General features: G+C 63.3%; 19 protein-coding genes. 2 read left to right on the top strand and 17 right to left on the bottom strand.

The window, feature by feature from the left end; genetic code table 11:
* Positions 1 to 79: 79 nt before the first annotated feature.
* The 11 genes from HFC70_RS24245 to HFC70_RS24195 all read right to left on the bottom strand — a co-directional run bounded on the left by HFC70_RS24245 (position 80) and on the right by HFC70_RS24195 (position 8,364).
* Positions 80 to 1,375 (bottom strand): sorbosone dehydrogenase family protein, encoded by a 1,296-nt coding sequence (locus HFC70_RS24245; RefSeq protein ID WP_168475880.1) that lies wholly within the window; start codon positions 1,373 to 1,375, stop codon positions 80 to 82.
* Between the two features lie 182 nt (positions 1,376 to 1,557).
* Entirely contained in the window at positions 1,558 to 1,845 is a 288-nt protein-coding gene (locus tag HFC70_RS24240; RefSeq protein WP_168475879.1) for a hypothetical protein, read from the bottom strand.
* 273 nt (positions 1,846 to 2,118) lie between these two features.
* A complete protein-coding gene (pqqE, locus tag HFC70_RS24235; RefSeq protein WP_168475878.1) occupies positions 2,119 to 3,234 on the bottom strand; it encodes a pyrroloquinoline quinone biosynthesis protein PqqE in 1,116 nt (371 codons plus the stop codon).
* Positions 3,231 to 3,554, bottom strand: a complete 324-nt coding sequence (gene pqqD, locus HFC70_RS24230) for a pyrroloquinoline quinone biosynthesis peptide chaperone PqqD (protein WP_168475877.1) — start codon at positions 3,552 to 3,554, stop codon at positions 3,231 to 3,233. The genes pqqE and pqqD overlap by 4 nt, the downstream gene beginning before the upstream one ends.
* A complete protein-coding gene (gene pqqC / locus HFC70_RS24225) occupies positions 3,551 to 4,330 on the bottom strand; it encodes a pyrroloquinoline-quinone synthase PqqC (RefSeq protein ID WP_168475876.1) in 780 nt (259 codons plus the stop codon). Before pqqC ends, pqqD begins: the two co-directional genes overlap by 4 nt.
* Positions 4,314 to 5,228 carry a pyrroloquinoline quinone biosynthesis protein PqqB gene (gene pqqB, locus HFC70_RS24220; RefSeq protein WP_168475875.1) on the bottom strand — a complete coding sequence of 305 codons (915 nt, stop codon included), beginning with the start codon at positions 5,226 to 5,228 and terminating at the stop codon, positions 4,314 to 4,316. Before pqqB ends, pqqC begins: the two co-directional genes overlap by 17 nt.
* 24 nt (positions 5,229 to 5,252) lie before the next feature.
* On the bottom strand, positions 5,253 to 5,348 hold the full coding sequence (gene pqqA / locus HFC70_RS24215) for a pyrroloquinoline quinone precursor peptide PqqA (protein WP_028736886.1): 96 nt from the start codon (positions 5,346 to 5,348) through the stop codon (positions 5,253 to 5,255).
* A 426-nt stretch (positions 5,349 to 5,774) separates the two neighbouring features.
* A complete protein-coding gene (locus HFC70_RS24210) occupies positions 5,775 to 6,458 on the bottom strand; it encodes a DUF930 domain-containing protein (protein ID WP_168475874.1) in 684 nt (227 codons plus the stop codon).
* A gap of 32 nt (positions 6,459 to 6,490) precedes the next feature.
* Positions 6,491 to 7,054 carry a biotin transporter BioY gene (locus tag HFC70_RS24205; RefSeq protein ID WP_168475873.1) on the bottom strand — a complete coding sequence of 188 codons (564 nt, stop codon included), beginning with the start codon at positions 7,052 to 7,054 and terminating at the stop codon, positions 6,491 to 6,493.
* 30 nt (positions 7,055 to 7,084) lie between these two features.
* Positions 7,085 to 7,687 carry an energy-coupling factor transporter transmembrane protein EcfT gene (locus tag HFC70_RS24200; protein ID WP_168475872.1) on the bottom strand — a complete coding sequence of 201 codons (603 nt, stop codon included), beginning with the start codon at positions 7,685 to 7,687 and terminating at the stop codon, positions 7,085 to 7,087.
* Entirely contained in the window at positions 7,684 to 8,364 is a 681-nt protein-coding gene (locus HFC70_RS24195) for an energy-coupling factor ABC transporter ATP-binding protein (RefSeq protein WP_168475871.1), read from the bottom strand. The genes HFC70_RS24200 and HFC70_RS24195 overlap by 4 nt, the downstream gene beginning before the upstream one ends.
* A gap of 132 nt (positions 8,365 to 8,496) precedes the next feature.
* Between HFC70_RS24195 and HFC70_RS24190 the strand changes: the two genes are divergently transcribed.
* Positions 8,497 to 9,711 carry a winged helix-turn-helix domain-containing protein gene (locus HFC70_RS24190; protein ID WP_168475870.1) on the top strand — a complete coding sequence of 405 codons (1,215 nt, stop codon included), beginning with the start codon at positions 8,497 to 8,499 and terminating at the stop codon, positions 9,709 to 9,711.
* A 272-nt stretch (positions 9,712 to 9,983) separates the two neighbouring features.
* Here HFC70_RS24190 and HFC70_RS24185 read toward each other — a convergent pair whose 3' ends face one another.
* The 5 genes from HFC70_RS24185 to HFC70_RS24165 form a co-directional block, all read right to left on the bottom strand.
* Complete coding sequence (locus tag HFC70_RS24185; RefSeq protein ID WP_168475869.1) at positions 9,984 to 10,940, bottom strand: flagellin; 957 nt, start codon at positions 10,938 to 10,940, stop codon at positions 9,984 to 9,986.
* A gap of 164 nt (positions 10,941 to 11,104) precedes the next feature.
* Entirely contained in the window at positions 11,105 to 11,611 is a 507-nt protein-coding gene (locus HFC70_RS24180; protein ID WP_168475868.1) for a DUF1993 family protein, read from the bottom strand.
* A 129-nt stretch (positions 11,612 to 11,740) separates the two neighbouring features.
* Positions 11,741 to 12,841 carry a 3,4-dihydroxy-2-butanone-4-phosphate synthase gene (gene ribB / locus HFC70_RS24175; protein WP_168475867.1) on the bottom strand — a complete coding sequence of 367 codons (1,101 nt, stop codon included), beginning with the start codon at positions 12,839 to 12,841 and terminating at the stop codon, positions 11,741 to 11,743.
* 12 nt (positions 12,842 to 12,853) lie between these two features.
* A complete protein-coding gene (aroC, locus tag HFC70_RS24170; protein WP_168475866.1) occupies positions 12,854 to 13,948 on the bottom strand; it encodes a chorismate synthase in 1,095 nt (364 codons plus the stop codon).
* A 172-nt stretch (positions 13,949 to 14,120) separates the two neighbouring features.
* The gene (locus tag HFC70_RS24165) at positions 14,121 to 17,219 is read right to left on the bottom strand and encodes an EAL domain-containing protein (RefSeq protein ID WP_246735935.1); all 3,099 of its coding nucleotides are present in this window, start codon (positions 17,217 to 17,219) and stop codon (positions 14,121 to 14,123) included.
* A 335-nt stretch (positions 17,220 to 17,554) separates the two neighbouring features.
* On the opposite strand from HFC70_RS24165, the gene HFC70_RS24160 reads away from it, so the two are divergent.
* Positions 17,555 to 17,815, top strand: coding sequence for a DUF1344 domain-containing protein (locus HFC70_RS24160; RefSeq protein ID WP_168475864.1), 261 nt, complete (start codon positions 17,555 to 17,557; stop codon positions 17,813 to 17,815).
* 18 nt (positions 17,816 to 17,833) lie between these two features.
* Here the strand turns inward: HFC70_RS24160 and HFC70_RS24155 are convergent, their stop codons facing one another.
* Positions 17,834 to 18,424 carry a histidine phosphatase family protein gene (locus tag HFC70_RS24155; RefSeq protein WP_368669806.1) on the bottom strand — a complete coding sequence of 197 codons (591 nt, stop codon included), beginning with the start codon at positions 18,422 to 18,424 and terminating at the stop codon, positions 17,834 to 17,836.
* Positions 18,425 to 18,434 lie beyond the last annotated feature (10 nt).

Genomic DNA, 18,434 nt, shown 5'->3' with positions numbered 1-18,434 from the left:
GGTGGGGAGGGGACTTTTCCAGACGCGATTGCCTGCCTGTGTGGGGGGAACTGGCTCTGCCGTCTATGCTCGCCCGAGATCAGGCGGCCGTCACCCGCCAGATCACGTCGCCGACATCGTCGGCGACCAGCAGCGAACCATCAGGGCCGATCTTCACGCCGACCGGGCGGCCGTAGGAGAATTTCTCGTCCGGGGCGAGGAACCCCGTCAGGATATCGCGCGGCGGGCCGGACGGGCGACCGTTCTCGAACGGCACGAAGATCACCCGGTAGCCGCTCAGGGTCGAGCGGTTCCATGAGCCGTGCTGGCCGATCACCATGCCGTCGGGAAAGCCCGGCAGCGAGCCGGCCGGCAGCCAGCAGAGGCCGAGCGACGCTGTGTGGCCGCCCAGCGCATAGTCGGGGGTCAGCGCAGATGCCACCAGGGCAGCATCCTGCGGCACCCGGTCATCGACCGTCTGGCCCCAATAGCAGAACGGCCAGCCGTAGAAACCGCCGTCGCGCACCGAGGTGAGGTAATCCGGCGGCGTTTCGTCGCCCAGCCCGTCGCGCTCGTTGACCACGGTCCACAGCATGTTGGTCGACGGTTCGAAGGCCAGGCCGACCGGGTTGCGCAGGCCGCCGGCGAAAATGCGGTTGGTGCCGGTGACCAGGTCGAGTTCATAGATCGCCGCGCGGCCTTCCTCGGCCTCCATGCCGTTCTCGGCAATGTTGCTGAGCGAGCCGACGCCGACATAGAGCTTCGTGCCGTCGCTGTTGGCCAAGAGGCTGCGCGTCCAGTGGCCGGCCGGCTTGAAATCGGCGATCTTGCGGCCGGTCGCCTCGATCCTCGTCGCACCGTCGATATAGGGATAGGCCACCACGCCGTCGGTATTGCCGACATAGAAGGTGCCGTTGAGCATCGCCATGCCGAAGGGATGGTTGAGCCCCTCCATGAACACATGCCGGGTTTCCGCCACGCCGTCGCCATCCGTGTCGCGCAGCAGGGTGATGCGGTTGGCGCTGACGCCGACGGCGGCGGCCCGCTTCATCGTCGAGTACATGGCATAGTCGAAGGGTGTCTTGATGCGGCCGCCATCGACCCCCAGCGCCTCGGCGATCAGCACGTCGCCATTGGGCAGCACGTGGATCCAGCGCGGGTGCTTCAGGCCCTTGGCAAAGGCATTGACCTTGAGGCCGGGGGCTGCCGTCGGCACATGGCCGTCGCTCCAGCCCTTGGCTGTCGGCATTTTCAGCGTCGGGATGCGCTGTGGCTGGGCGTCGGGAATGGCCGGCGTAGCGCCAACGGCGGGCGCATGCGGGCTGGTGCCCCAGCGCCGCATCAGGATCATCACGGCGCCAATCATGGCAACGATGCGGGCGAAAATGTCTGACATCCGGTTCATCCTCTCAAGCTCTTTGCGCGGACCTTAGCGGAAGCTTAGGCGGCTTGGAACTGACGAAGCGCAGCTTTTTGCGGTGGCGCTCACGAGGCGGCACCTTGTCGTGCGGACACGGCTTTGCCATCGTCGGCGGGCTGCCGACGGGCTCATCACTCGTCTGGATCGGGTCGCTTGGACTACTTGTTCTTCAACAGCCAGATCTTGCCGGCCATGGTGATCTCGTGGGGATCTTCTTCGAGGACATCAGACACATTGCGGCGCTGCAGGAAGCCAAGCGCGCGCAGTTCGTCCACGGTGGTGTTGGTCAGGAACTTGACCTTCTGCGGCCGTTCCTTGAAGCGGTCGGTGCGGGCGTAGGTGATGCCGGCGTTTTCGTGCGTCCACCGCTTGGCGGGCTGCGGAAAGAGGTCGCCATCATTGGCAAGTTTCAACCCGCGGATTTGGGTCGGTGTCAGCTCGATCATCATGTGTCCTTGAGAGGTTTATAGAGGGGCCGGGCCGTGAAAGAACGGCTCAAAAAAGGCGCCTGTCGCGTATCGTAGCTTCTCGGTATCAGATAACCCCACCCAATTACTAGGTTGAACGGCCTTATTTCTCATGCAAATGGCGGTTCTTGGGGCAAGAATAGCCAAAACAAGCGGCAAAAGCCGGCAGCGCTGCCCGATCGCTCGGGTAAAACCAGGGCCCCAACGGAGAATTCCAGGACGTAACGTGGCTGCCAATCCCCGGATTTATGCCTATCGCCCCCGATAGACGAAGGCCGGAGGCGTCGCCATCCCGTCTTCTTCGGCCAGCGTGGCAAGCGAGCCATGCAACGGCGAATGTTGGCAGACCGGGTCGACGGCGGCCGGATCGCCGGCCAGCGCCATGGCCTGGCAGCGGCAGCCGCCGAAATCGATATGCTTGCGGGCGCAACTGCGGCAGGGCTCCTGCATCCAGTCGTCGCCGCGAAAGGCATTGAAGGCTTGGCCGCGATACCAGATGTCGGCAAGCGGCGTCTGGCGCACATCGTCGAAGTGCAAGCCCCGGATCGTCTCGGCGGCATGGCAGGGCAGCACCCGCCCGGACGGCGTGATGTTGAGGCCCGTTCGCCCCCAGCCGCCCATGCAGGCTTTCGGATAGCGTGAATGATGGTCTGCCGGCACATAGTCGATCACCAGCACGCCCTCGTGGCGGCGGCGCGCCTCCTCGACAAAGGCATTGGCCGAGAGCACCTGCTCGCGCGTCGGCATCAGCGCCTGCCGGTTGCGCTCGGCCCAGCCGTGAAACTGCACGGTGGCGATTTCGATGCGCCGCGCGCCAAGCTCGATCGCAAGCTGCACCATGGCTTCAAGCTCGTCCATGTTCTGCTTGTGGCAGACGGCGTTGACCGTCAGCGGAATGCCGCTGGCATGGGTCCAGCCGGCCACCGCCATCTTGCGGGCGTAGCCGCCGGCATAACCGCCGACCAGATCGGCCTTATCAGGCGTCACGCCCTGGATCGAGAGCTGCAGATGATCGAGCCCGGCATCGGCCAGCGCGCCGATGCGCGCCTCGGTCAGCCCGACGCCCGAGGTGATCAGGTTGGTATAGAGCCCAAGCCCGGATGCAGCCCTGGTCAGCTCGACCAGATCGCGGCGCGACGCCGGCTCGCCGCCGGAGAGATGCAGATGCAGCACGCCGAGATCGGCCGCCTGCCGGAAGGTGTCGATCCATTCTTCCGTCGAAAGCTCCAGCGATGCCTGCGTCAGCTCCAGCGGATTGGAGCAATAGGGACAGGCCAGCGGACAGCGGTGGGTCAGTTCCGCCAGCATGGCGATCGGCGGCGGCGCTTGGGTGCTGACAAAGCGTTCGGGGGCGGGATGTTCGGTCATCGGACGATCTCCAGCAGGCGCCGGTTGGAGAATTCGTGGATAAAGGCGATCACGTCGGCCAGCACCTGCTCCTGAGGGGCCTCGAACTGCCGGGCGAAACCCTCGGCGATCACCGCCAGATCGCGCTCACCATCAAGCGCCTTGACGATGGCAACGGCAATCTCGTCCAGCGCCAAAGCCCGCTCCGGCGCCAGAAGCACGGTCTGGCCGCGCACCGGATCCTCGCGCAGCCGCACGCCGCGCGCCAGCCGGGCGACCGTGGCGCCGCTGACGGCAACCGGGTCCGGGGCGCTTGCGGTCTTGGCCAGGTGATCGCTCATTCCGCCGCTCCCCGCATCGGGTGTTCGTCGATCTCGCCGGTGACGCCTTCGCGCCCGTCCCAGCCACCGGGTGGCAGGCGCGCGGGCGCCACATAGGCCGAATGCAGCGTGTCGAGCTGCGACCAAAGAACATCGGTCTTGAAGGTCAGCGCCGCGGCGGCGGCATCCTGCTTTTCCAGCGTGTCGGCATGGTCGAGCACGAAGTTGAGCCCGAAAGCCACATCGTCCGGCGCCTCGTTGAGGCGTTGGCGAAAATAGGAGAGCGCCTGGTCGTCGGCAAAGGCATAGTGCTGCAGCAGCCCGGCAATGCGGTTGGTGTGGATGGCCGGCGCGAACATTTCGGTCAGCGACGAGGCGACCGCTTCCAGCAACGGTTTCTCCCGCACGAAATGCACATAGGCATCGACGGCAAAGCGCGTGCCGGCCAGCACGCCGCGGGTCGAGGCGACATAGTCCGGATCGAGCCCGACCGCTTCGGCCAGCTTCAGCCAGCGGCGGATGCCACCCCCTTCGTTGAGCCCGCCGTCATGATCGTCGATGCGGCTGCGCCAGATGCGCCGGAGCTGCGGGTCCTCGCAGCGCGACAGGAAGGCGGCGTCCTTCATCGGGATGCGGCTCTGGTAATAATAGCGGTTGATCACCCAGGCACGCACCTGCGTCATCGAACAGCCGCCACCATGCAGCATCTGGTGGAACGGATGCTTGTCGTGATAGCGCGCCGCGCCGATGGCCCGGAGCCGAGCCTCGAAGGCGTTTCTGTCAGGGGTTGGCTGCAAGGGTCACCTCCATTCCGTCATGGCCGATTTGGAACCCGTGCGCCTCGACGAGGTCGCGTTCAGGCCCCGCCTGCCAGATCGGGTTGGTATTGTTGATGTGCACGTAGATGGTCTGGCCGATCGACAGCGCCGACAGCGCCGTTAGGCTGCCGCCCGCCCCATGGATCGGCATATGTCCCATGCGCCGCCCGGTCTTGGTGCCAACGCCGGCGGCGATCATGTCGGCATCCTCGAACACCGTGCCGTCGAAGAACAGCAGATCGGCGCCGTCAAGCCGCGTCGCCAGCGCATCGGGCAGGGAGCCGCAGCCGGGAATGTAATAGGCACGCCGCGCGCCGAGGCGGAATTCGACGCCGACCGTCTGGTCGGTCTCCTGGTCGAGCTGCAGATCGGCGGTCTCGAGATAGAGCGGCACCTTGCCGGGCACGGCAAACAGGCGAATTTCCAGCCCCGGCAACGGCGAAAACGGCGTGTCGAGCTGAACAACCGTCTGCCGCACGAAAGCGGGGTCCAGCACCTGGAAAACAGGGTTCTGCCGCAGCGTGTCGGTCAGCGCCGGCGTTGCATAAAGCGTGAAGGCCTGCTTTTCGCGCAGCGTCAGCAGCCCGGCAATATGATCCACGTCGCCATTGGTGATCACCACGCTGGAGATCGGACTGTCGCGCAAATCACGCGGATGCAGGCAAGGGTTATGCTCGATCTGGGCGCGCAGATCCGGCGAGGCGTTGAACACCACCCAACGCTCGCCGTCGAGGCTGACGGCCAGGGACGATTGCGTCTGGGGTTTAAGGCCGGACAACGGGTCGCGCGCCGCCACGCAATTGCGACAGCCGCAATTCCATTGCGGCAGGCCACCGCCGGCCGCTGCGCCGAGCACGAGGAAACGAGCCTTCGTCATCGCCTCGTGCTCCGCTGGAACAGACTAGAACAGCACGGGCTCGTCGCCATCCGCCGGCGCATACCGGTTGATTTCCATGCCGCAGCTGACCTCGACGAATTTAGGGGCATTCCATTTCATGGTCATTCCTCCCAGGGTTGAAAGCACGCTTGATGTCCTTTGCAAAGGGGCAAAGGCCTATGCCCGACAGATCGGACAATTCACGGCCGGACACTCCTCCAAGCAGGACCGATGGTATCCGCTGCCGTCCAAGCCCGGCAACACAGCCAAACGTATCGGTTTTGGCGGTGATGTGGTTCGGCCGCTTCGATCTGTGGTGCCCCCCTGCCGGCCATCTCCCCCCACATGGGGGAGATGGCATATGAAAACAGTCCCCTCCCAAACCCTCCCCACAAGGGGGGAGGGCTTAACCCAGTCGCACCCTTGACGGATAGAGCCGAGCGGTTTCGGTTGGGTCTTCTCCCCCCTTGTGGGGGAGATGGCCGGCAGGTCAGAGGGGGTAAACTGGCTCTGCCGTGTCCTCTAAACCATAACAGGACACAGACCCTAATCCCCCGGCTCGTCCTGAACCACCAGATTATACTCCGACCATTTCGCCTCCGGAATCGCCTCGCCAAGTATGAATTCGAACGCCGTGACGGCCTCCGCCTCTCCTGTCCGGCAGGTGTAGCGCATCGCAAACCAGTGGTTGGCGATGCGGATCGCGGCGCCGTTGGCGGTCAGGGTCTTGCCGGCCAGTTTCGTGTCGGCAAAGGTATAGGCCACCACGAAGTCCGGCTGCAGGGCGGCGTTCCACTGGTGCACCTGCTCCATCGCCTCGAGATTGCAGGTCTGGATGATCTTTTCGTCGCGCGCCAATTGGCCGAGGCTGAGGCGCGCGCTACGGCTGCGCGGATCGGCAAGGCGCTTGGCCGAGTAGAGTGTCGTGGCCTTGACAGGTGCGCCGGCTTGCGGTGCCTGATCCGGCGTGGGCGTGGGCGTGGGCGTGGGCGTGGGCGGCGTTATCGGCGGCGGATTCGGGGCCTGAGCGCTCAGTGGTTCCGCCGCGGGAGCAAGGACCGGCGGTGCGGAGACAATCTCGACGCTGATGCTGTCTTCCGGCGGAACCGGCGGCGCATCGGGCAAGGGCAGGGACAGGAGAACCACTGCGATGAAGAGATGCAGCAGCAGGGCTGCCGCAAGGCTCCATCGCAGGGTCTTGTTGTCTGGCTTTAGCGGCTCGCGCCGCATCGGCTAGGGCGTGGCGGACCGCCTGGCGGTCTTTAGACGCGGGACGGCAGCAGCGGATAGCCGACCATCACGGCGCGGCCGGCAAGACCGGCAATGACGGCTTTCAAGAGGTCGCCCGGAATGAAGGCCAGCGAACCGTAAAACGCCTTGGAAAGCCCGAGGCCGGCGCCGAAGGCGAGATAGCCGATGCCGAACAGATAGAGCACGAACACGCCGCCGATCATAGCTGCGGCGATGAAGCCGAGCGTCTGCGGCAGGGCCTGGCGGCTAAGTCCGGCAAACCGTTCGGCAACCAGGCCGGTGGCAAAGGCGGCCGGCACCCAGCCGATCAGGAAGCCGACGGTCGGGCCGGCAAACACGGCCAGGCCCCCACGACCGCCCGACAGCACAGGCAGGCCGATGGCCACCAGCAGGATGACCAGCACGGCAGCCAGCGCGCCGCGCTTGGCGCCGAGGATCACGCCGGCCAGCATGACGCCGAGCGACTGCGCGGTGATCGGCACCGGAATGAAGCCGAGCGTGATGGGGGGCACGAGGCCAAGGGCGACGATGATCGCGGCGAAAAGCGAAATCAGAACGAGGTCACGGGTGGTCATGCAGGTCTCCCAAATTATCCCAGCAAAGCCTCATTGGCCGCGAATGCCGCGGGCGTCAATGGCCGCGGCAATGTTATCAGCATCCTTGAGCGTTAGAATAATCAGCGGCCCGAGCATGGTCAGCGGCCGCACGGAGAGTCCCCGCGCCCGGTGCGCTTCGCGGATCGCGCCATAGCGCGCCAGGATTTCCGGCACGAAGCGCATGACCAGGCCGACCGAAAGCCCGATATCGGCGGCCTTGACCAGACCGGTCTTTTCCAGCGGCTCTGCTGCTTTCGTCACCGTGTCGATAAACTGGCCGATCGTCGTCGTCGCGGTGACGGAGGCTGCCAGAAACACCAGCGCCGTCAGCCGCAGCACGGTGACCACGGCCTCTTCGCGCGAGGTGAAGATCAGGTTGAACAGCGCCACCAGCACGATGGTGGCGAGCACCGCTTTCAAGGGGCTCAGGGCGGCGCGCAGCGGCTGGTCGAGGTTGAAATAGACCAGGGCTGCGGCCAGGAGGGCAGGGCCGAGCAGCGCCGGGTTGCGGGTGAAAAACAGCGCCAGCGCCAGGACGGCGAGGCCGCCAAGCTTGAGCTTTGGCGACAGACGGTAGAGAAAGCCGCTGCCATCGACATAGAGCGTCTTCATGATTGCGCGATCTCCCGGTATTGGGCCACAGCCGGGCGCCCAGGACCGTCAAACGCCAGGCGGCCCTCGTGAAACACCAGCACCCGCTGGAAATCCTCGACCAGCGCCAGATCATGGCTGATCACCAGGGCCTGTTGGGAAAGTCCTGAAATGGCCCGCTCCACCATGCTGCGGTTTTTCAGGTCCAGCTGGTTGGTCGGCTCGTCGAACAGGATCAGCTTCGGCTCGGTCACCACCACGGCGGCCAGCGCCGCCAGCTGCAATTCGCCACCCGACAGTTCATGCGGCCGGCGCTCACTCAAGTGGACAATGCCGAAGCGCGCCATCACGGCATCGACCCGGGCGTTCGTCTCCTGCGTGCTCAGCCTGGCGGGTTTCAGCCCCAGCGCAATGTCGTCGCGGATCAACGGCAGGATGATCTGGTTGGCGGGGTTCTGGAAGATGAAGCCGGTCGCGCCGCGCAAGGCCTTTTCTTGCCTGACGGTATCCAGCCCGTCCAGCGTCACCCGGCCGACGCTCGGCTTCAACAGTCCGTTGATCAGCCGCGCAAAGGTCGTCTTGCCGGAGCCGTTGAGCCCGATCACGCCGATACGCGACTCATCGAGCGATAGCGTCAGCGGCTGGAGCACCACCCGCTTCTCGAAATCCACCCCGGCACCCTCAAAGCTGATCCGCAAGCCTTCACTCCTCACACTAATTCCCGGCCTCTATAGACCGGCGGGCGGGGGAAGGGAATTGGGGTGGCACCCCGGTTGATAAACGCGAAAGCATCGTTGAACAAATCAAGAACATCCGCTAGGTTCGGTTTCATGGCGATTCTGATATCCAATCCGCAGGCGCGGCATCTCTTTCTGGCACGGCAGGGGCTTTGCGCTCCGCCGCACAGGGCATTGGGCAAGGCAGGGCTTTTGGCGATGATCCACGACCTAGGCTTTGTCCAGGTCGACAGCATCGCCACGGTCGAGCGTGCCCATCACCAGATCCTGTTTTCGCGCAACCAGACCTATCGGCGCGAGGACCTTAAAGTCCTGCTGGAAACCGACCGGGCGCTGTTTGAACACTGGACCCATGACGCTTCGATCCTGCCGGTCACCTTCTATCCCTATTGGAAGCATCGCTTCGTCCGCGAAGAGGCGCGCATCCGCGAAAACTGGCGCAAATGGCGCGGCGAGGATTTTGCCGCCGCCTTCGAGGAGACCTATCGGCGCATTGCCGAGAGTGGCCCGGCCCTGTCGCGCGAGATGAAGGAAGACGATCACAAGTCCGGCGGCTGGTGGAACTGGCACCCCTCCAAGACGGCGCTGGAATTCCTCTGGCGCACCGGCCGGCTGTCGATCAGCGGCCGCGACAATTTCCAGAAGATCTACGATCTGTCGGAACGGGTCGTGCCGGCCGATCATCATACAGCCGAGGTCGAGCATGAGGAGTTTGTCGACTGGGCCTGCCGCCAGGCGCTGACGCGGCTCGGCTTTGCCACGTCAGGCGAAATCGCCGCCTTCTGGAACCTGGTGACGCCGCAGGAAGCCAAGCTCTGGGTCGAGCGGCAGCGCAATGAGCTGGAGGAGGTGCTGATCGCCCCCTTCGACGGTGGCCGACCGCGCCCGTCCTTCGCCTTTGCCGGACTGGGTGACCGCCTGGGCGCCAACTCTGGTGGTGATCCGGCCGACCTGCCGGAACCGCCGGCCCGCGTGCGGGTGCTCAGCCCCTTCGATCCGCTGCTGCGCGACCGCAACCGCGCCGAACGGCTGTTCGGCTTCTACTATCGCATCGAGGTTTTCGTGCCGGAGGCCAAGCGCGACTATGGCTATTACGTCTTCCCGCTCCTGGAAGGCGACCGCATGATCGGCCGCATCGACATGAAGGCCGACCGCAAGTCCGGCAGCCTCGACGTCAAGCGCCTGTGGCTCGAACAGGGCATCAGACCCTCGGCCGGCCGGCTGGAAAAACTCGACGCCGAACTGGCGCGACTGGCAAAATTCACCGGCGTCGAGCGGGTGACCTATCTGGACGGCTGGCGGGGGTAGGCCGCCTGGGTTTGTCAGGAGACAAGCGTCGGAGTCGCCCCCCTCTGTCCTGCCGGACATCTCCCCCACACGGGGGGAGATCGGATCGCGGCCGACGCCCCTTTCCCCTATTGGGTCCGGTGCCTGCGGTATGCTCCATGTTTCGTTATCGGATATGAGCCCGCGTCTTGCCGATCTCCCCCCGTGTGGGGGAGATGTCCGGCAGGACAGAGGGGGGTAGACGCCACGGCGACAGGCAGGCGTGACGGGGTGCCGGCTGCCTCTAACACCCTCTAGTTCTGGAACAGCTGCAGCAGCTGGTCCGGGCCGGCATTGGCGATCGACAGGGATTGGGTTGCCAGTTGCTGCCGGGTCTGCAGCGCCTTCAGGCGTGTCGATTGTTCGTTCATGTCGGCGTCAACCAATCCGCCGACGCCGGTCTGCAGGCTGTCGCGCAGGTCGTTGGTGTATTCGGTCTGGATGGAGACCCGCTTGCTGATCGCGCCAAGGCTTGCCGCCGCGTCGATCATCGCGCCGATCATGGCGTCGACCACGCTGATCATCTCCTCGACGTCCTGGTCTGATGTGGTGGAGGTCAGAACCATTTCCGGGTGGATGGCGTGGTTCTTGCCGCTCATCAGCACCCATTCGGTCGCTGTGCCAAGCTCTCGGGCGAATTCCACATTGGTCAGAATGCCGTTGTGGTAGTTTTCGTCGATCAGGTGATTGGTGCCCCACTGATTGCTCATGTCATAGGTGATCGTGCCGACGCTGACATTGTCGGAACCGTCGCGGTAGAAGGAGCCGACCATGGACTTGTCGCCATCATCGGTGGCGTCGATGCGATGCAGCCAGTTCTCGCCGGCAAAGCTCGAGGATTCGACGATCGTGTAGATTTCCGCCTTGAGCTCGGTCAGTTCCTTGTTGATCTTGCCCTTGTCGACACCCGGCTCGCGCGCCGCCACCAGCTTGGCCTTGATCTCGTTGACCACGTCCAGCGAGGCCGTCATGCCGGTATAGGCGACATCGATGGCCGCCGCTGCCAGTCCCATCGAATCCTCCACCGCCGACAGCGCCTTGTCGTCGGAGCGCATGGTGGTCGAAATCGACCAGTAGGAGGAATTGTCCGACGCCTTGCCAATCCGGTAGCCGGACGAGACCTGATCCTGTGCGTCGCCGAGATTGCTGGCAATCGATCGCATCACGTCGAGCGAAGCAATCGCGCCGTGATTGGTATTGAGGCTGATCATGGGAGCAATATTACCTGTAATGAAAATCGAAGCGTTTCTAATTTGCCTGTGAAAATAACACTTTATTTGGTTAACGAGACGTAAATGGCAAACCGTAAATGTCGTACTCTGCCTTTCGCGACCCAAAAAATGACAGCGAAAGGCAGACCGAAAATGAAGAGGAATTACGCCCGCCCGAGATAATCGAGCTTGCCGATCGGCACGCCCTTGTGGCGCAGCAGGGCGTAGGCGGTGGTGATGTGGAAGTAGAAGTTCGGGATGGCAAAGCCCAGCACATAGTCGCGGGCGGTGAAGCTGCGCACGCTTTTGCCGGTCTTCAGCTCGACGGTGGCCTGGTCGCGGCCGTCCATGGTGTCAGGCGAAACCGACTTCAGGAAAGCAACGGTGTCGGCGATGCGCTTCAGAAGATCATCGAAGGAGGTTTCTTCGTCCTTCATCGACACGTTTGCGACGTCGCCGACCCGCACCGGCACGAATTTCGCGGTGTCGCTGGCCCGCTGGATCTGGGCGATCAGGTTGCCCATGTCGGGATAAAGCCGCGCTTCCAGCAGTTCCTGCTCGCTGATGCCCTGTTCGGCGGCAAAGCTGCGGCCTTTTTCGAGGATCTCGGTGAGATTGGCAAAGGCCCGCAGGAAAAGCGGGACGCTGACGTCGTAGAGGGACAAGGACATGGAAAACCCCGGATAAAAGCACTGGCCGGATCGCGCCGGCCTCGCGTCCCGCCCGGTCATGCCAGGCTTGAATGGAACGCGATGCAGGTAGGTCCGCGCCACCGGGCGATCAAGGGCTGGCCGTTGCGATCAGCCGATTTCCGTCGAGGCGATCTTGATGCCGAAACCTTCGAGACCGACATAGTGGCGCTCGCGGGTGGTCAGCAGCCGGATCGAGGTGATGCCGAGATCCTTGATGATCTGTGCGCCGAGGCCGATTTCCAGCCATTCGCTGTCGCGGGCCTGCGCTTCCTGATGGGTCTCGCGGTCATGTTTGCCGCTGCGGGCCGTGGTCGAGGCGCCGACGCCGACCGAGCCTTCGCGCAGATAGACGATGACGCCGCGGCCGTGCTCGGCGATCTTGCTCATGTAATGGCTGACCGGCTGGCGCTTGGAAAACACATCGTCGCCGACATTTTCCGGATGCAGGCGCACCGGAATGTCGACGCCGTCGCGGATATCGCCGAACACCACGGCCAGATGCTGCATCGGATCCCAGGGCAGCGAATAGCTATGCGCCTTGGCCGGGCCGTACGGCGTGTCGATATCGAAGCTCGAATGCAGCTGGATCAGCGTTTCCTTGCGCTGGCGATAGGCGATCAGGTCGGCGACGGAAACGCGCTTCAGCCCGTGTTCCTCGGCAAAGGAAAATACTTCCGGGCCGTGCTTGACGGTGCCGTTGTCGTTCACCAGTTCGCCGATCACGCCGATCGGCGGCAGGCCGGCCAGCTTGCAGAGGTCTACGGCGGCTTCCGTATGGCCCGAGCGCATCAGCACGCCGCCTTCGCGGGCGATCAGCGGGAAGATATGGCCGGGACGCACGAAATCGGACGCGCCGACATTGGGATTGGCCAGATTGCGCACCGTCAGGGTGCGGTCCTCGGCCGAAATGCCGGTGGTGGTACCATGCTTGAAATCGACGGTCACGGTGAAGGCCGTGGTATGGGCGCTGTCATTGTCGGCGACCATGGCATTGAGGTTCAGGCGCTTGGCCTCTTCCTTCGGCATGGGCGCGCAGACGATGCCGGAGGTGTGGCGTACGATAAAGGCCATCTTCTCAGGCGTACAGTGCACGGCCGCGACGATCAGGTCGCCTTCGTTCTCGCGGTCGTCGTCATCGGTGACGACGACGATTTCGCCGGCCTCGAAGGCGCGGATGGCGTCGACGACGCGGCTCTGGTCATAGCTCATGGAAAATCCTCGTCACTTCAGCCGGCCGGTCTGGCCGCGGTCTCGCAAATAATGATCGGCAATCGTGCAGGCCAGCATCGCCTCGCCGACAGGAACTGCCCGGATTCCGACGCAAGGGTCGTGGCGGCCCTTGGTGCGCACATCCACCTCGTTGCCGTCGGCATCGATCGAGCGGCGCTCGGTAAGGATCGACGAGGTCGGCTTGATGGCAAAGCGCGCCACAACGGGCTCGCCGGTCGAGATGCCGCCCAGCACGCCGCCGGCATGGTTGGACAGGAAGACCGGCTTGCCGTCCGGGCCGATGCGCATCTCGTCGGCATTTTCCTCGCCGGTGATGGAAGCCGCCTCGAAACCATTGCCGATCTCGACGCCCTTGACGGCATTGATCGACATCAGGTTGGCGGCGATGTCCTGGTCGAGCTTGCCATAGACCGGCGCGCCGATGCCGGCGGGAACGCCGTCTGCCACCACTTCCACGACCGCGCCGACGGACGAGCCGGATTTGCGGATCTCGTCGAGATAGGCTTCCCAGACCGGAACGATTTCCGGATCGGGGGCGAAGAACGGGTTTTCGCCGACCTGTGCCCAGTCCCAGTTGGCCCGATTGATCTTGTGTTTGCCGATCTGCACCAGTGCACCGCGCACGGTGACGCCGGGCACGACGAGGCGGGCAATGCCGCCGGCGGCGACCCTGGCTGCTGTCTCGCGCGCCGAGGATCGTCCGCCGCCGCGATAGTCGCGAATGCCGTATTTGACGTCATAGGTGAAATCGGCATGGCCGGGACGGTAGCGCTTGGCGATATCGCCATAGTCCTTGGAGCGCTGGTCGGTGTTTTCGATCAAAAGCGAGATCGGTGTGCCGGTGGTGATCATCGAACCGTCGTCCTGCGGCATCACGCCGGACAGCACCTTGACGAGATCGTCCTCGCGGCGCTGCGTCACGAAGCGCGACTGGCCGGGTTTGCGCTTGTCGAGCCAGGTCTGCAGATCTTCCAGCGTGAAGCGCAGGCCGGGCGGGCAGCCGTCGACCACGCAGCCAAGGGCCGGACCATGGCTTTCGCCCCAGGTGGTAACGCGGAACAGGTGACCGAAGGTATTGTGCGACATGTCTCTGCAAACCGGTTTTTCGCGCGGCACTTTGTTCCGCTGAGCGTTTTTCTTGGGCCAGAGCTATAGGCGAAAACGCCGGAAAGGGAAAAGCCTTTCTTTTGGTCAAAACCGCGACGCAGTGTTCGTAAACGCTGCGCCGCTCGGCTCTCGATCACGGAAAAACCTCTCGTCAGGAGGCCTTCTGCCAGACGGCGCGCGAAGCCAGCCGCGAGAATTCGTCAAACGGCAGGGGCTTGGCAAAGGCATAGCCCTGCAGCAGGTCGCAGCCGAGTTGCCGCAGCAGGTCGGCATGTTCTGCGGTTTCCACGCCCTCGGCCACGGTCTCGACGCCGAGCGAGCGGGCGATGTCGATGATCGAGCGCACCAGCGACCGCTCCTGCGGCGAGGTGACGATCGGCATGACCAGCTGGCGGTCGATCTTAAGACGCTTGGGCTTCAGCTTCAGCAGGCTGACGATCGAGGTGTGGCCGGTGCCGAAATCGTCGATCTCGATATCGATGCCGAGGTCCTTGATCCGGTCGATATTATGGGCGGCAATGTCGTCGCTCTCGTCGAGGAAGATCGATTCCACCAGTTCGAAGGAGATCTCTCCGGGGGTGATATTCAGCCCTTTCAGGCTTTCGATCAGTGCCGCATCATGCAACCGCTTGGACGACACGTTGACCGAAACCTTGGGAACCCTGATGCCCATGGCCGCCCAGCGCATCTTGTCGCTGAGGGATTTTTCCAGCACCAGCTGGTCGATGCGCGCCATCACGTTCAGCTCCTCGGCGATCTTCAGGAAGACATTGGAGGCGAGAATGCCGCGTTCGGGATGCTGCCAGCGCACCAGCGCTTCGGCGCCCGTCAGCTGCATGGTGTTGGCGCAGAATTGCGGCTGGTACCAGACGGTGAATTCGTCGTGGTCGAGCCCGGCCAGGATCTCGTCGGCCATGCGCTTGGTCTTGACGATATTGGCCTGCAGGTTCTGGGTGAAGAATTCATAACAGTTCCGCCCGGTCGCCTTGGCCTGGTAGAGGGCGATATCGGCATTGATCAGCACCTTGCGGGCGTCGATGCCGATCCCTTGCGCCTGGGCAATGCCGATCGAAACGCCGCAGCGGCAGGAAAAGCCCTCGAAATCGATCGGCACGCTCATCTCCTCGATGATGCGGGCCGACAGCGTCGAGAGATGCTCGGCATTGGTATTGTTGCGCGACAGGATGACGAATTCGTCGCCGCCGATGCGTGCCACGATGTCATCGGAGCGCACGTTGCGGGTCAGGATCTTCGAGGCATTGACCAGCATGGCGTCGCCGGCCGCGTGGCCGAGCGTGTCGTTGATCTCCTTGAAGCGATCGAGATCGAGATGCAGGATCGAGAACTTGTGGCGCAGGCCCTGGCCGTTGCGGGTCAATGCGTCGAGTTCCATGTCCAGCTTGCGGCGGTTGGCAAGGCCGGTCAGCGGATCGTGCAGCGAGTTGAACTCGATGCGGTTCTTGACGATCTCCAGCTCGACATTGCGGGCGTCGGCCTCTTCCTTGGCAACCTTCAGTTCCTCGGTCAGCAGCATGTCGGTCGTCACGTCGAAGGCGATGCCGATGATTTTCTGCTTGCCTTCGCGAGTCGTGTGCAATTGGCCGACCGAGCGCACGAAACGGAAGCTGCCGTCCGGCAGCACGACATGCTGCACGCTCTGCAAGGTTGTGCCCCTGGCAATCGCCTTATGGGTGTCGTCCAGCACCTGCTGGCGATTTTCAGGCTCCAGGCAATCGAGCCATTGCGCTTCGGTAACAAAACCGGACGCATAGGGCATGCCATAGAGCTGGTTCATCCGCTCGTCCCACATGGCACCGCCATCGACCGGATCGGCTTCCCATATCCCGCAATTGTAAGAGGCAAGGGCGAGGTCGAAGCGGCGCGACAGCTCTTCCAGCTGTTGCTCGCGGCTCGAAAGCTCGTCAAGCGCCAGTTCCAGCTCGGCATTCTTGATGTCGCTGGTTTCCTTGGCATTCTGCAGGGTATGTGTCACCAGTATGTCGGCGGTCACGTCCCAGACGATACCGGTAATGCGGCTTTCGCCGGTCGATTCCGATTGCGCACCGACCGAGCGAAGATAGCGAATCGAGCCATCCTTCATCTGGATCCGGTAGACCTCCTCGCAGGTCTTGCCGCTCTGGGCACAGGAACATTGGAAGAAATGGGCCTCGGCGATCACCCTGTCCTCGGGGTGGACGGCATCCATCCAGTCGGACAGCCGGTCGTCGTTCTCGGTTTCGCTCGCCGGCAGTCCGTGCAGGGCGGCGGCGCGGTCGTCCCAGTAGAGCCGATGGCCGTCTTCCTTGACCTCCCAGATGCCGATATTGGAGGATTCCATCGCCAGGTTGAAGCGCTCGGACAGTTCGAGCAGCTTCTGTTCGCGCAGTTTCAACTTGGCAATGTTGCGGTTGCGCTCGCCGATCAGCAGCGTGGCGATGAAGATCGGGATGATGATCGCACAGCCGGCGACGATGATGACGAGGCGGAACGGGATCTGGTTTTCCGGCGGCTGGTCCCAGCCGTCATGGGGAACGGCCCTGATTTCCCAGATGCCGCCCGGATGCTGGATACGGCCGATCGTCGGCTGGCGGTCGCTGACCGCCGATACGCCGAAGATCGGCTCGGCCCCGGCCGAGGCGCCGATATCATGGATGGCGATGTCGAGATGGTCGAGGCCCAGATATCGTTTCTGGTTGCCCTCGGCGTTCGACCGTAGCAGGCCAGTACGCTCGAAGAAGGCCGTTTCGTCCAGAACGATCTCGATCACGCCCCAATAGGAATTGACGCCCTTTTTGCTCAGCGTGACCGGCAGGTGCAGGAGGAAATTGCCATCTTCGGTCTGTTGGAAGGTCGGCGTCCGGCGGTCCGTGTCGATCACGGCGCCGATGCGCTTGCGCCCGGCGGTCGCCGGCCACACGGTCCGGATCACCTGGTCGGGCGCCAGGCCGACGCTGACGAAATGCGGATTGCGCTGCAAAATGCCGGTCGACAGATCCCGCAGTTCTTCGATCGTCAGGTTCTCGTGCGAATCCATGACGACGGCGAGGTGTTCGACCACCGAGAAATCGGCCAGCAGCCGCGAGGTCAGGCTGGCCTGGATGAGTTGGACATCCTGCTGGGTTCGTTCCTGCAGGGCAATACGCTTGGTGGCCCGATTCTGGCTGTCCAGCGCGAAGCCGGCGACGACGATGCCCAGGGCCACGGCGACAGCCCCGATGAACGTGAGGCGGGCACTTCCGGAAAGACCCATGTCACGTCGATTGAATAAGGCCCCGATCGCCAATACCCGCATTCCCCACTGATTACTTCGCAGAGTATAGGCAGCCCAAGTTAATTTAAAATTGCGCAGGTACAGTTGGTTCATCCGACAGGGACCATTTTTGGGTCACCAGGGCGCATTCGGCCGTTATCGTCCCTCTGTAAGGCGACGGCGTGGGGATAACTGTAACAGATCTTGATTAGTGGTCGGTTTCCGTTCAACAATCGTACGGAAAATGACATTGTTCCGGGCAATTTTTGCCACATTCGGGAGGCTTATCTTTGATCCGTATCGTTCGTATGTTTCATCCGGCAAAGGTAACTGCCATGCGCTTCCTGATCGCTGCATTGCTCATGACGGCCGGTATGCTGTCGCCGCTGAAATCCTTTGCGGCCAGCGATGACGTCGAGGCAACCATCAAGGCGGTGAACCTCGAATCGATGAGCCTGACGCTCGACGATGGAAAGACCTATTCGGTTCCGGAGGAGTTCAATTTCGAAGGTCTGCAAGCCGGCGTCCGGGTGATTGTCTATTTCACCCTGGTCGACGGCAAGCGGGTGGTCGACGATCTGGAGGTCATCCAGTAACGACCGAACTCGGCGGCATCAGAGCCAGCCGATGGCGCCGGTCGCGGTGTCCATCTTCAAGATGCGGTCCTGCGGAATGTTGATGTCGCAGGCTTCTTCCTTGCCCATGTCGCCTACGAGGCGGAAGCAAGTGCGGATGACGCCGCCATGGCTGACGCAGACGGTCGGGCGCTCGACCGAGGCCAGCCAGGCGCCGATCCGCCAGGAGAGGATTTCGTAGCTTTCGGCGTCCGGGCCAGGCGGGATGAAATCCCACTTGTGCCGTGCCCGTTCTTCGACTCGCTCGGGCACGACCCTGGCGATTTCCGGCAGGGTAAATCCCTCCCAATCCCCGAAGGACACTTCCTTGAGCCGCTCATCGATCCGGTAGGCGAGGGGATCGAGATGCATTTCCGCGCGGATGCGTTCCATGGTTTCGCGCGTGCGCCGGAGCGGCGAGGCGACGTAGTCGAACGCACCGGCCGTGTCGCCCAGGACATGCGCCAGCGTCTCGCCATTGCGCATCGCCTGGCCGCGGCCGGTTGCATTGAGGTCGATATCTTTCTGCCCCTGCATCCGGCCTTCGACGTTCCAGTCGGTCTGGCCGTGGCGGATCATATAGATGAGCACGGCTGAAAAC

Source organism: Agrobacterium sp. a22-2, assembly GCF_012276985.1.
In the GTDB taxonomy this organism is placed as follows: Bacteria; Pseudomonadota; Alphaproteobacteria; order Rhizobiales; family Rhizobiaceae; genus Allorhizobium.
This window is presented reverse-complemented; position numbering and strand designations above follow the sequence as displayed.

What these genes read in the sequence shown, in the direction of transcription:
- HFC70_RS24245 (WP_168475880.1), bottom strand. Translation starts at nt 1,375, where the DNA reads ATGTCAGACATTTTCGCCCGCATCGTTGCCATGATTGGCGCCGTGATG.
- HFC70_RS24240 (WP_168475879.1), bottom strand. Translation starts at nt 1,845, where the DNA reads ATGATCGAGCTGACACCGACCCAAATCCGCGGGTTGAAACTTGCCAAT.
- pqqE (WP_168475878.1), bottom strand. Translation starts at nt 3,234, where the DNA reads ATGACCGAACATCCCGCCCCCGAACGCTTTGTCAGCACCCAAGCGCCG.
- pqqD (WP_168475877.1), bottom strand. Translation starts at nt 3,554, where the DNA reads ATGAGCGATCACCTGGCCAAGACCGCAAGCGCCCCGGACCCGGTTGCC.
- pqqB (WP_168475875.1), bottom strand. Translation starts at nt 5,228, where the DNA reads ATGACGAAGGCTCGTTTCCTCGTGCTCGGCGCAGCGGCCGGCGGTGGC.
- pqqA (WP_028736886.1), bottom strand. Translation starts at nt 5,348, where the DNA reads ATGAAATGGAATGCCCCTAAATTCGTCGAGGTCAGCTGCGGCATGGAA.
- HFC70_RS24210 (WP_168475874.1), bottom strand. Translation starts at nt 6,458, where the DNA reads ATGCGGCGCGAGCCGCTAAAGCCAGACAACAAGACCCTGCGATGGAGC.
- HFC70_RS24205 (WP_168475873.1), bottom strand. Translation starts at nt 7,054, where the DNA reads ATGACCACCCGTGACCTCGTTCTGATTTCGCTTTTCGCCGCGATCATC.
- HFC70_RS24200 (WP_168475872.1), bottom strand. Translation starts at nt 7,687, where the DNA reads ATGAAGACGCTCTATGTCGATGGCAGCGGCTTTCTCTACCGTCTGTCG.
- HFC70_RS24190 (WP_168475870.1), top strand. Translation starts at nt 8,497, where the DNA reads ATGGCGATTCTGATATCCAATCCGCAGGCGCGGCATCTCTTTCTGGCA.
- HFC70_RS24185 (WP_168475869.1), bottom strand. Translation starts at nt 10,940, where the DNA reads ATGATCAGCCTCAATACCAATCACGGCGCGATTGCTTCGCTCGACGTG.
- HFC70_RS24180 (WP_168475868.1), bottom strand. Translation starts at nt 11,611, where the DNA reads ATGTCCTTGTCCCTCTACGACGTCAGCGTCCCGCTTTTCCTGCGGGCC.
- ribB (WP_168475867.1), bottom strand. Translation starts at nt 12,841, where the DNA reads ATGAGCTATGACCAGAGCCGCGTCGTCGACGCCATCCGCGCCTTCGAG.
- aroC (WP_168475866.1), bottom strand. Translation starts at nt 13,948, where the DNA reads ATGTCGCACAATACCTTCGGTCACCTGTTCCGCGTTACCACCTGGGGC.
- HFC70_RS24165 (WP_246735935.1), bottom strand. Translation starts at nt 17,219, where the DNA reads ATGGGTCTTTCCGGAAGTGCCCGCCTCACGTTCATCGGGGCTGTCGCC.
- HFC70_RS24160 (WP_168475864.1), top strand. Translation starts at nt 17,555, where the DNA reads ATGCGCTTCCTGATCGCTGCATTGCTCATGACGGCCGGTATGCTGTCG.